The sequence below is a fragment of the Streptosporangium sp. NBC_01755 genome (genome assembly GCF_035917995.1).
Lineage (GTDB): Bacteria > Actinomycetota > Actinomycetes > Streptosporangiales > Streptosporangiaceae > Streptosporangium.
Map to the genome: position 1 here is coordinate 4,149,004 of NZ_CP109131.1, position 9,810 is coordinate 4,158,813.

The 9,810-nt window shown below is 63.2% G+C and carries 11 protein-coding genes and 1 tRNA gene; 6 read left to right on the forward strand and 6 right to left on the reverse strand.

The window, feature by feature from the left end; all coding sequences use genetic code 11:
• Positions 1–15: 15 nt before the first annotated feature.
• Complete coding sequence (locus OG884_RS19910) at positions 16–510, reverse strand: YajQ family cyclic di-GMP-binding protein (RefSeq protein ID WP_326635013.1); 495 nt, start codon at positions 508–510, stop codon at positions 16–18.
• A 471-nt stretch (positions 511–981) separates the two neighbouring features.
• On the opposite strand from OG884_RS19910, the gene OG884_RS19915 reads away from it, so the two are divergent.
• Positions 982–1,063: transfer RNA gene (locus OG884_RS19915), tRNA-Tyr, on the forward strand.
• A 123-nt stretch (positions 1,064–1,186) separates the two neighbouring features.
• Here the strand turns inward: OG884_RS19915 and OG884_RS19920 are convergent.
• The gene (locus OG884_RS19920; RefSeq protein ID WP_326635014.1) at positions 1,187–1,372 is read right to left on the reverse strand and encodes a hypothetical protein; all 186 of its coding nucleotides are present in this window, start codon (positions 1,370–1,372) and stop codon (positions 1,187–1,189) included.
• A gap of 29 nt (positions 1,373–1,401) precedes the next feature.
• Between OG884_RS19920 and OG884_RS19925 the strand changes: the two genes are divergently transcribed.
• Together OG884_RS19925 and OG884_RS19930 are read left to right on the forward strand one after the other, a co-directional pair.
• Positions 1,402–1,923, forward strand: coding sequence for an HAD family hydrolase (locus OG884_RS19925; protein ID WP_326635015.1), 522 nt, complete (start codon positions 1,402–1,404; stop codon positions 1,921–1,923).
• Positions 1,924–2,044: 121 nt separating this feature from the next.
• On the forward strand, positions 2,045–3,451 hold the full coding sequence (locus OG884_RS19930) for an IS1380 family transposase (RefSeq protein ID WP_326635019.1): 1,407 nt from the start codon (positions 2,045–2,047) through the stop codon (positions 3,449–3,451).
• A 381-nt stretch (positions 3,452–3,832) separates the two neighbouring features.
• On the opposite strand, the gene OG884_RS19935 is transcribed toward OG884_RS19930, so the two are convergent.
• On the reverse strand, positions 3,833–4,309 hold the full coding sequence (locus tag OG884_RS19935) for a hypothetical protein (protein WP_326635021.1): 477 nt from the start codon (positions 4,307–4,309) through the stop codon (positions 3,833–3,835).
• Positions 4,306–4,959 carry a helix-turn-helix transcriptional regulator gene (locus OG884_RS19940; protein WP_326635023.1) on the reverse strand — a complete coding sequence of 218 codons (654 nt, stop codon included), beginning with the start codon at positions 4,957–4,959 and terminating at the stop codon, positions 4,306–4,308. Before OG884_RS19940 ends, OG884_RS19935 begins: the two co-directional genes overlap by 4 nt.
• A gap of 1,153 nt (positions 4,960–6,112) precedes the next feature.
• On the opposite strand from OG884_RS19940, the gene OG884_RS19945 reads away from it, so the two are divergent.
• The 3 genes from OG884_RS19945 (at position 6,113) to OG884_RS19955 (ending at position 8,463) form a co-directional block, all read left to right on the forward strand.
• Complete coding sequence (locus OG884_RS19945; protein WP_326635024.1) at positions 6,113–6,979, forward strand: alcohol dehydrogenase catalytic domain-containing protein; 867 nt, start codon at positions 6,113–6,115, stop codon at positions 6,977–6,979.
• On the forward strand, positions 6,867–7,880 hold the full coding sequence (locus OG884_RS19950) for an IS630 family transposase (RefSeq protein WP_326635026.1): 1,014 nt from the start codon (positions 6,867–6,869) through the stop codon (positions 7,878–7,880). Before OG884_RS19945 ends, OG884_RS19950 begins: the two co-directional genes overlap by 113 nt.
• Positions 7,881–8,004: 124 nt before the next feature.
• Complete coding sequence (locus OG884_RS19955; RefSeq protein WP_326635028.1) at positions 8,005–8,463, forward strand: zinc-binding dehydrogenase; 459 nt, start codon at positions 8,005–8,007, stop codon at positions 8,461–8,463.
• A 402-nt stretch (positions 8,464–8,865) separates the two neighbouring features.
• Here the strand turns inward: OG884_RS19955 and OG884_RS19960 are convergent, their stop codons facing one another.
• The gene (locus tag OG884_RS19960; RefSeq protein WP_326635029.1) at positions 8,866–9,447 is read right to left on the reverse strand and encodes a GTP-binding protein; all 582 of its coding nucleotides are present in this window, start codon (positions 9,445–9,447) and stop codon (positions 8,866–8,868) included.
• Positions 9,425–9,805, reverse strand: coding sequence for a DUF742 domain-containing protein (locus OG884_RS19965; protein WP_326635031.1), 381 nt, complete (start codon positions 9,803–9,805; stop codon positions 9,425–9,427). The genes OG884_RS19960 and OG884_RS19965 overlap by 23 nt, the downstream gene beginning before the upstream one ends.
• Positions 9,806–9,810 lie beyond the last annotated feature (5 nt).

Genomic DNA, 9,810 nt, shown 5'->3' on the forward strand with positions numbered 1-9,810 from the left:
CGCCCGGCCCTCGGTCTATCGGTAGTTGGTGAACTGGAGGGCGACCTCCAGGTCCTTGCCCTTGAGAAGGGCGATGACCTCCTGCAGCTCGTCCCTCTTCTTGGAGCTCACTCGCAGTTCCTCGCCCTGGATCTGGGCCTTGACCCCCTTGGGCCCCTCATCCCGGATGATCTTCGAGATCTTCTTGGCCTGCTCCTGGTCGATACCCTCCTTGAGGGTGACCAGAAGGCGATACTCCTTGCCGGACAGCTTGGGCTCGTCCGCGTCCAGAATCTTCAGGGACAGGCCACGCTTGATCAGCTTGTCCTTGAACACGTCGAGGACCGCGTTGGCGCGCTCCTCGCTGTTGGCCCTGATTTCGACGGCCTTCTGGCCACCCGACCAGGCGATCGTCGCGCCGGTCCCCTTGAAGTCAAATCGGTGCCCGACCTCCTTGACCGTCTGGTTCAGCGCGTTGTCGGCCTCCTGATGGTCGATCTTGCTAACGATGTCGAACGATGAATCCGCCAAAGCCCAATCCCCTCTGAACTGCTGGAACTATCAGTCGCTGCCCGGCTCCCGCATATCACGCCCGCGAACCGCGGCGGCGTCCGCGAGCCGGTTCGGTAGACGCGTACGTAACGGATCAGCCTAGCCAGCATCTCCCGCCAATGCTGGGGCGGCAGTGTGTCCCGCCTCGCCCTCAGCGTGTCGCCTCACCCCGCCGTCCTGGCCCGTCATCCCACTCCGCGGACAGCCCTCCCTCAGGTCACCCCCGGCCCACCCGCCTCACCCGCCCGCTACCTGCCGTCGAACCCCCTATCACGCCCGTATCGTGATGTCCCTCCTGTCCATCCCTTCCCGCTCAAGGCCGGCGCGAGCGACAACACCTGCCCCAAAAGTCCCAGTGTGCCCATCTATCGGCGGGTGCCCTCTGCGGATGTCACGTCACCCCTGGAAGTCCGCTATTCTTTTCCTGTCGCCGCGGTACGCGGAGGACGCGGCAGGTTGCCCGAGTGGTCAAAGGGAGCGGTCTGTAAAACCGTCGGCTCAGCCTACGCAGGTTCAAGTCCTGCACCTGCCACACCAGCAGAAACAGCCCCCTCACCAGCGGAAACGCGGTGAGGGGGCTGTTCTCGTATGTCCGGCTGTCCATGGTCGTCAACGGGCATCTACGGGGCGCTGTGCCGAATACGTGCCCAGGTTTTCAGGGCTTGCTAGCGTCCCAGATTCGGCGCGTGGCCTCGCCCTGCTGGCCATGGATGCACTTGGCGTAGACCCGCAGCAGGACATCCACACTGTGCCCCGCCCACTCGGCGACCTGGGGAGCCGGGACGCCGGCATTGAGCCACGTGGACACGGCCGCGTGCCGAAGCGTGTACGGCACATCCATCAGCGGTGAGGCTGCCTCAGGTTGCCGGGGTGAACCTGCCCCAGAGCGTGCAGGAGGAGGACGATCCGATGGAGATCTTCCGCTTCAGCGCGGATCTCGGCAGGGACCTCAACCATGCGACGCTCAACGCGCTGACTGATCTGGAAGTCGAAGCAGCGGCGAACGCACGGCTGACGCCGGGGGCTGCCGATCTCATTCGGCGATCGAGGGAGGAAAACAAGTCGGTTGCGGCGGCCAGCAACAACTCGGTAGCCGCTATCACCGCATTCTTGGAGGCGCACGGCCTTCTAACGGCCGTTGATCTCATCTCGGCCCGGATGGACCCCGATCCGGGGCTTATGAAGCCGAGCCCTTATCTCGTCCGGCAAGCCCTCGACCAGCTCGGCGCGGATGCAGCGCTCTCGCTCCTAATCGGTGACTCGGTTACCGACATGCAGGCGTCCAAGAGCGCGGGCATTACCACCGTGGGTTACGCCAACAAGTTGGGTAAGGCGGATCGACTAGTGCTCCGGCCCTCAATGGAGGGCGCGAATGCGCGGCCGAAAGACTGAGCCTGGATCCACCGAGCCGATTCTGAACTGAAGATCCTGAAATGAGAGGAGGTGCCCTCCGACCTGGGATGATGGGAGTTCTTCAGGCTTCCGCCACCTTGATCGAGAGGACACCTCTCAAGTGCAATTGTTCCACGACTCTGCCAAGACCCATGCGATCTTCGATGAGGAGCGTGTAGTCGCGTACGGCGGGCTGGGGCCGGTGATGCGGTTGGCCGAGCGGTGCGGCCTGAGCGACCTGGCGGGCGAGCACGTCACTCCCACCGGCCGGGACGGCGTGAACCCGGCGGCGAAGATCGGCTCGATCGTAGCCGGGATGGCCTGCGGGGCCGACAGCATCGATGATCTGGACGCACTGCGCCACGGCGGCATGGACACGTTGTTTACCGGTATCCGCGCACCGTCCACGCTGGGATCGTTCCTGCGGTGCCTGGCCTGGGGCAACGTCCGGCAGATCGAGAAAGTGGCCCGCCTGCTGCTGGCCCGGCTGGCCGCCCATACGCCGTTGCTGCCCGGCGCGGACGTGCTCGCCTTCCTCGATGTGGACTCGATGCAGCGACGTACCTACGGCTACAAGAAGCAAGGATCGGGGTTCGGCCACACCAAGATCGGCGGCAAGGGCGTGCTGGTGCGCGGACTGAACGTGCTGGCCTCCACACTGTCCACACCGCTGGCCGCCCCGGTGGTGACCGGCACCCGGCTGCGCGGCGGAAGCGCGAACTCCGCCCGCGGCGCGGCCTGGTTCGTGCGTGAGTCGATCGGCGCGGCACGATCAGCGGGCGCGAGCGCCACCCTGATGATGCGCGGGGACTCGGCGTTCTACACCGCAGGCGTGATCAACGCCTGCCACACGAACGACGTGCGCTTCTCCGTCACCGCCAAAATGGACCCCAAGATCAAAGCCGCGATCGCGGCGATCGACGAAACCGCCTGGACAGCGATCAAATACCCCAACGCCATCTTCGACGAACAAGCAGGGGGCTGGATCTCCGACGCCGAGATCGCGGAGGTCGCCTACACGGCGTTCGCCGCGAAGAAGGGCCAGGCCATCACCGCCCGGCTGATCGTGCGCCGGGTCAAACGGCTCAACTCGCAGACCGGGCTCCGGCCAGAGGAACCGTTCCCGCTCTACCGCTATCACGCGATCTTCACCGACAGTCCGTACGCCCTCGGGCAGGCCGAGGAACAACACCGTGATCACGCGGTCATCGAGCAGGTCAACGCGGACTTGATCGACGGGCCATTAGCGCACCTGCCCTCGGGCGTGTTCACCGCCAACGCCGCCTGGCTGACCTTGGCGGCGATCTGCCACAACCTGCTGCGCGCGGCCGGCTGCCTGGCCGGAACCTTTCACGCCAAGGCGCGCGGCGCCACCCTGCGCCGCCATCTCATCGGCGTGCCCGCCCGCATCGCCCGGCACGGCCGGGGCCACCTCACCCTGCATCTTCCCCGGTATTGGCACTGGCGGCACGCATGGATGAACCTCTTCCAAGCCGTCCACCGGCTGCCACCGATCCGCGCGGCTTGACCCGTCCCCGCCCTGCCACCACTCTTCCCTCGACCTCCACGGTCACCCGCGCCCTCGCGCACGAACCCCGCCCCCGAGCCCGTGAACGCCTGGACAATCCGTGACCCGCGCACGGCGGGTTCTCCACACCCCAAATCAGACCCCCGTCAGGCAAAACGGTCCTGGTGAAGGAATCGAACCGAAGAATGATCACCAGAATTCACGCCGTGGATCCAGGCTGAGGCTATCAGGGCGGCCTCCCCGGCCTCCTGGGCCGGTGTGGATCTGTGCTTCCGATGAGGAACGTCGCACTAGCAGTGGCCGGGGCCGACTTAGTGGTGATGAGCATGCAAGAATTGGCGGCTTCCCTGTAGGGGGCCGTCCTCACTTAAAGCTTAGACTCTAAGGTTCCGTTTTCTTTAACGAGATATTTCCGGATCGGAGTATGTCTAGCATGGGTGGTTTGGCGCCTATCTTTCGAGCGCCATCATAGATGGACTCCCGGATAAACGGATAAAGTATCGGCACCGCTATTTTCTCGGCAAATTCTTGCATAAGGTCGTCGGAAAAATCGATCGCTTCATTGTCCAGGCTTTCATTGTCGTCATCTTCTTTAATCGAGAAGACGGCTACGGTGTCAGCAATGAGTATTGCTTGAGGCGTCTTTATAGTCATGCGACCCCGCACAGAAATGCTTTTTTCGTCTACGGTTTGCATCACTTGAAGGTCATTAATGATGTTGATAGGCGGCGCCTCCTTATCGCCTATTCCGGAATTCCAGCGTCGGCTCGACGATTCGAAGAAAAAAACACGGCGTAACTCTAGGAGAGCTTCGAGCTCTTCTAGAGTTACCGATGAAGTTTCTCGCTCAACGCTCATCGCACCGAAACCTTATAGTGCGAAGCCTCTGTGTGGTCCCAGCCTTTCATGGCATTAGTCATGAAAGCGCCATTGTCGTCTGCCTCGCTTACTGTGAGGTCGGCTTTGTATACAGCTATAACGCCAACCTGTCGAGTTCGGCGCCAGCGATCCATTGAAAGCTTTGTCTTGTGCTGCAAGTTGCAGTTTAGTGCAGAGTCAATGTCTGCCATTTCGTTACGACTTGGTCTATTGACTTCGTCGTTTCGGCCGATCTGTTCTAGCCATTTATTAACTTCTGTCCACAGCCATACCTGGGTACGCCCTGCTGTGCCTTCAGATGGAGGAAAAGGCAAAGCTTCGCTATGCCGCTTTCCGGTTATCCATTGATGGATATTCTGGCGTGATAATCCCAGTCGTTCTGCGATTTCTGGAACGCCAACCAGATCGCGATGTAGGCGAAGTACCCGAAGGCTCGGAACAGATATTGTCGCCTCGCGAGCCGCCTTCATTGCGGCAGCTAAGGCATCTGTGCCTTCAGCGGCAATATCAAGGAGGTCAACGCCTCCACCGCGGAACAACATGGCGTCGAGCTCTCGATCAAGAGTCTCCACAACATCGATGTCATCGACGGACACGCCTTCGACTACGAATCGGAACTCGTACTCCATAACCTTCCTCCCGCCTGTACCTGAGCTTCGCAGGGGTGTTGACGTTCGTCAACGCCTTCTATCATTCTTTCCGATCCAGGCCGGTCAAGCTTCTGCGAGGGTCCTCGGGATCCTTTGGGCACAGCTGGGCTGCCGTGCGGATGCCTCGGACTCTGCGCTCGGGTTTGGGGACGGTGCTGCCGACAGGGATGGTCGTGCACTTGCCTGGACACGGGCAGTAGAGCCGGAAGCCGTGACCTTCTTTGCGAAGTAACCACCCCAAACTCACCCAATAGGCAAGTTCCTTGCGAATGTCCTTATTTGAGTGTTCTGACGGGTCCACTGCTTTGCCCGTCATCACTCCACCTCTCTACGTAACCGATCACCTAGCTTGCCATGCTCACGACACTGCTGAGGGCGAAAGTTTGGGGCATAGTTCACCGAAACGAGGGGAAGAATCTGCGGATGCTGAGAACCTCCTGGTGAGGGCTGATCGTCTGCGCAGTGCTTAGCTGGATTCGACAGAAACTTGAGGATGGCGCAGGTACTGCCCCCTGCTCGGCAGGGCATCGATGTCTCCTTTGGATGTCATCGAAGCTCGCGTCAGATTGAAGCCGAGCTGACGGGTCAGCGCGGGCGTTGCGGGACATGCGCGGGATATGAAACCCCGGAATGCCGAAGGGGCTCCGGGAGTGTGTCCCAGAGCCCCACAGCAGAGGTGATCTTCACGCGGCCAGCGCGTCATCAATCCTCCGGTTGACCGTCTCCTCCTGGCCGTCGATGCACTTCGCGTAGACGCGGAGGAGGACATCCACGCCGTGACCGGCCCGCCTTGCCACCTCGGGAGCGGGAACCTCGGCATTGAGGGCTCTTTGACTTTGAGGGGGATGTTCACCCTCATGCCGCTGGCACGTGATCAAGGGCGGCTGCTGCCCTCGCTGCCCTGCTACGGGGAGATCCCTGATGCCTCGGTAGGTTGGGGCTGAGGCACGAAGTCCCAGACTTTCGATCGGCCCCCAGCCACGTATGGGCTCAGCCGCCGTCGGGCGATCGTGAGGGCGATGGCTGGGGGGAGAGATGACCAATTCTGGCCACTTTTTGTGATGGGCTAATATCGCACAGCGATGACTGTTTGACAGTGATCAACTTCCCCGCCTCACTCTACGGAGGAAGGATGGCAAAGTTCACTGCCACGCTGGTGGCTCGTCACAGCGACAAGTTGGCGTCGGTCGTCGCAGAAGGCACCGACAATGGCGCCCAGGCAATCCAGTGGACCAACAAGGGCAAACCCAACCAGGAGTGGAATCTGGAGGCGACCAGCGCCGGTTACTACGTCGTCCGCGCCATTCACAGCGGTAAGGCTCCGTCGGTCCTCGGCGAAGGACTCCAGGACGGCGCCGAGGCGGTCCAGCGGGACTATGTGAACAAGCTCAACCAGGAAGCGAATGACAAGCGACAGAGCAGGGAGCATGTCCGAAATATGAGAGCGTTCGCCAAGTTGGAATCCGGCGTCGACAGTATTGAACTGGCAGAGGTAGCAGTCCCGCAGATCGACGATGATGAGCTGCTTGTGCGCGTCAAGGCCGTCGGCGTCGGCATTCACGACTCCTACTTCCTGCCGGGTGACGCGAAGTACCCGTTTCCGATCGGAATCGAGGCAGCCGGTGTCGTCGAGCAGGTCGGCAGCAGAGTCTCTGGTCACCGGCCAGGTGACCGCATTGCCTTCGTCAGTTCGATGCAGCCGAAGGGCGGAACCTGGGCGGAGTACGCCGCGGTCAAGGCCGGCTCCCTCATCGTGCCGGTCCCCACTGGCCTGGACTTCGTTGAAGCGGCGGCCGTCCCCGTTGCGGGTACTGAGCCGATCGTAAGTTTTGGTACGTGTTGGGTAGCGGTGGGAGATCGAGTTCCGGCAGGCGCATGCTGGGGGTATGGCGAGAAAAGGTCGCAGAGCGACGTTCGAGGAGAAGGTTTTCGCCCTCCGGTTGCTGGAGGAGGGCATGTCACCGGATCGGGTGGCCGAGGCGCTGGGGGTGGGCCGTGAGTCGGTGTTTCGGTGGAAACGCCAGGCCCGGGCAGGTGGTGACGAGGCGCTGCGGATCAAGAAGGCGCCGGGTCGGCCGCGGCGGCTGACGCCTGGGCAGGAGCAGAGCGTCAAGGCGGTGGTGCGTGATGTCACCCCCCGTCAGGTACTGGGGACGGCGGTGGCATTGTGGACGCGGGCGCTGGTGGCGTTGGTGATCGCGGCCTGGTTCGGGATCGGTTTGTCGGTGGCGGCGGCCGGGAGGTTGCTGCGCGGGCTGGGCCTGTCGCCGCAACGCCCGGCCTATCGGGCATGGCGGCGTGATCCGGCGGCCGTCACCCGGTGGACGACGGTGCTGTTGCCGCAGATCTGTCGCCTGGCCCGGGCACGGGGGGCGCTGGTGTTGTTCGCCGATGAGATGAGCATGCGCGTCGATCACCGCGCCGGGACCACCTGGGGACTGATCGGACAGACCCCGGTGGTGTGCGCCGGGGCGCAGCGCCGGTCGGTGAAGATGTTCTCGGCGGTCGCCGCGGACGGCACGCTGCGCTACCGGCTGTGGCACGGCTCGATGGACCGCTGGGCGTTTCTCGGGTTCTGCGCGCAGCTGCTGCGCACCGTCATCGGGCCGATCTTCCTGGTCGTCGACGGCTCCTCGATCCACACCGCCGCCGCGGTGCGTGATTTCATCGCACGTACCGGCGGCCGGTTGCGCTTGTTCTTCCTGCCCGCCTACGCCCCCGATCTCAACCCTGATGAGTGGGTCAACCAAAACATCAAGGCCCGGGTGGCTCGTGAGGCGGTCGCCGATGAACACGAACTGGCCGCGGCCATGCACAGCGGCATGCACCGGCTACAGAAACGCCCCGACATCGTCCGGGCCTTCTTCACCGACCCGCACCTGACCTACATCGGCGCATAACGCCGATAGTCCCAAAACTTATGATCGGCTCAGTAATACTGTCCTGCGGGCGCTGAAAGCCCTGGAGGCGGTACCCGCTGGCGGTTCATTGTTCATTGCGGGAGGTTCGGGGGCGATCGGCACCTTGGCCATCCAGGTCGCTCGGACACGGGGATGGCGGGTCGGCGCCTCGGCCTCTGAACGCAATCACGACCACATGCTCTCGCTCGGGGCCGAGGCGGTTGTCGACTACCACGATCCAACCTGGCGCGAACAGGTCCGACAGTGGATGCCTGGCGGGGTCGACGCAGTGATGGCGGTTCAGCCCCATACCTCAAAGGACAGCTTGAGCGTTGTGAGAGATGGCGGGAAACTTATCACCATCTCCGGTGACGTCGTGGCTCCGGAGCGCAACGTGCACGTGGAAGTGGTCCCGCACGAGACCGACGTCCGAGGCGAACTGACGCAGCTGATGATGGAGGTCGCCCAGAACGAGAAGCGAGTGGAGATTGAACGGGTGTATCCGTTCGAAGAGGCTCAGGCAGCCCTGGCGAAGGTCCAGACTCGACACGCTCGGGGCAAGCTCGTCCTGCGTCTGGAGTAGTGAGAGTCGGGTCGCCCGGGGCATCTCAGCCCCGGGTTCCCGCGGAACGGAGCGTGACGGTCTCCCGTCACCCCGCTTGCTTCTCACCTAGCCTTCAGAACGCGGTCATCCACGCCCAGCGCGCAAATAGTTCGGGCTCTCTTTCGATGAGCCCTTGCCACCATGCCTCGAAGCGTTTGAATGCCTTCAGCCGTCTGTGCTTCTTGCGAGCCCACCGCATCAGATAGCAGACCACCGGTAGGCGTTTCCGCACGTCAAGTTGGAGACTCGTGGACTAGACGGCATCGTGATCCGGTGAACCCAGGCATAGGTGGACCGAAGTCCGGCAAACACCTCGGGTACGGGCCTGACCGCCGCCTCAGCCGCGGCCGAACCCGTGATGTCCCAAGCGGGGCCGACCGCTCAGCCAGACCGGTCGAGGCTGTGCCGGAGCACCGCGAGCAATGCGTCGATCACCGAACCGCGGTCACGCGCGTCGAAAGTGACCAGGGGCGTGTCCTCGCTTATCGCCAACGCCCACCGCACGTCCGCCAGCTCGTGGTTGAGCACACCGTCGAACAGGTTGATGCCGACGCCGAACGGCATTCCGGACCGCTCGAAGTAATCGACCGCGGGGTAGCCGTCGTCAAGCCTCCGGCTGTCCACGATGACCAGCGCGCCCAGCGCACCCTCGGTCAGGTCGCGCCACATGAACCCGAACCGGTCCTGCCCTGGAGTACCGAAAAGATACATCTTGATCTCGTCGCTAATCGCGACGCAGCCGAAGTCCAGGGCGACGGTCGTGGTGGTCTTTCCCGGCACCTCGTCGACGCTGTCCAATGCGGCGGCCAGCTCCGTGATCGGGGCTTCGGTCGTCAGCACCGGGATCTCGGACACCTGGGCGACAGCGGTCGTCTTACCCACGCCGAACCCGCCGGCAATGACCATCTTCACCGGCAGCGGCGGCCGACCGGCCGCACGCTCAGCGGATTGCGGTGAGTCCACGGATTACCCTTTCAAGGATCGCTACCTGCCGGCTGCCGGCAAGGTTTCCTTCGTGAACGTCGAGCAGGCCCAGCGCGGCGAGGTCGGCGACGAGGACCCGTACGACGCCGAGGTGTAGCCGCAGGTGCGCGGCGACCTCCGCGACCGAGATCCAACGATCGCACAGTTCGACGATGTCGCGATGCTCATACGTAAGGCGCTCGGTCGCCACCATGCCGTGCGGTGTGGACCGGATCTGGGCCGCGATGTTGAGCGGGGCCGGGTGCACCGGCCGGACCCGCCCGCCCGTCAGCACGTACGGCCGCACCCCGGTCACCGGCGATCGCACGGGCTCCTCGCGGCCGGGCGGCTGATCCATCGGCA

Excerpts from the sequence above, each read along its gene's own strand:
- OG884_RS19920 (WP_326635014.1), bottom strand. The coding sequence starts at position 1,372 with ATGGATGTGCCGTACACGCTTCGGCACGCGGCCGTGTCCACGTGGCTC.
- OG884_RS19935 (WP_326635021.1), bottom strand. The coding sequence starts at position 4,309 with ATGAGCGTTGAGCGAGAAACTTCATCGGTAACTCTAGAAGAGCTCGAA.
- OG884_RS19940 (WP_326635023.1), bottom strand. The coding sequence starts at position 4,959 with ATGGAGTACGAGTTCCGATTCGTAGTCGAAGGCGTGTCCGTCGATGAC.
- OG884_RS19945 (WP_326635024.1), top strand. The coding sequence starts at position 6,113 with ATGGCAAAGTTCACTGCCACGCTGGTGGCTCGTCACAGCGACAAGTTG.
- OG884_RS19950 (WP_326635026.1), top strand. The coding sequence starts at position 6,867 with ATGGCGAGAAAAGGTCGCAGAGCGACGTTCGAGGAGAAGGTTTTCGCC.
- OG884_RS19965 (WP_326635031.1), bottom strand. The coding sequence starts at position 9,805 with ATGGATCAGCCGCCCGGCCGCGAGGAGCCCGTGCGATCGCCGGTGACC.